1 protein-coding gene is annotated in these 893 nt (G+C 37.6%); it reads left to right on the top strand.

Annotated elements, in window-relative coordinates; translation table 11 throughout:
* The coding region (locus N9I19_RS24965) for a DNA cytosine methyltransferase (RefSeq protein ID WP_317779367.1) at positions 1-784 on the top strand (784 nt) is incomplete at its 5' end.
* Positions 785-893: the final 109 nt, after the last annotated feature.

The raw sequence follows: 893 nt of genomic DNA, 5'->3' as shown, positions 1-893 counted from the left end.
AGTCCAAAATTTGCTTTCGAAGATATATGGTGCCACCAATCCTTTTTGGAATTTTCCCTATATGTGCTGTATTGCCGAAATGGGTGATTGGAAGCCAAAAGTAGTGGTATGGGAAAATGTAAAAGGCGTACTCGATCGTAATGTGATGCCTATCTTTAATCACTACCTGCAGGAAATGACCAAGTTAGGCTACAGCAATTCATTTGATGTGCTAAACGCTATGGATTTTGGTATTCCACAATCGAGAGATCGAGTATTTTGCATATCAATACTAGGAGGAGCGACATTCGATTTTTCAAAGTTAGAAAAGCAACCAATGCGTCATATCAGTGAATTTTTAGAACTAAATGTAACGGATGAACGGTATATGGTGAATATACCTTCGATGTTGAATCGTTTAAAAGATTTAGCGACACCCGAGCAAATTGATGCAGCTAAAAAGAAACATCGATTTGTTGAAACGATAACAGATTATTGTACAACTATAACGGAGCGCCAAGATAGATGCCCGAATGCAGGAGTGGTGAAAGTAGCTGATAAAAAGTATCGGTATTTAACAGAACGGGAAGTGTGGCGCCTAATGGGTTTTGATGATGCTGATTTCGACTTAATGCTGCAAGAATTCCCCATGAAGAAAGGGCTTCGAAACGCCACACTTTATGCACTAGCTGGCAATAGTATTGTAGTTCAAATACTCGAAGCAATATTTAAAGTGATTTTAAATGAGGATTATGCAACAAGCTTTATTACAGATAAAACCGGACAGTTGCAATTGATTTGTTGAACAGTTCGAATATACGGTGGACACAAAATGTGAAATAAGGGAGGGTGGGATTTCGAAAAAAATATATCTTCCATTTATTTAGAGCAATTATCCGCAGATTACCAAATAT

This window comes from Peribacillus sp. CSMR9 (assembly GCF_033141925.1).
Taxonomy (GTDB): domain Bacteria; phylum Bacillota; class Bacilli; order Bacillales; family DSM-1321; genus Peribacillus; species Peribacillus simplex_A.
This window is presented reverse-complemented; position numbering and strand designations above follow the sequence as displayed.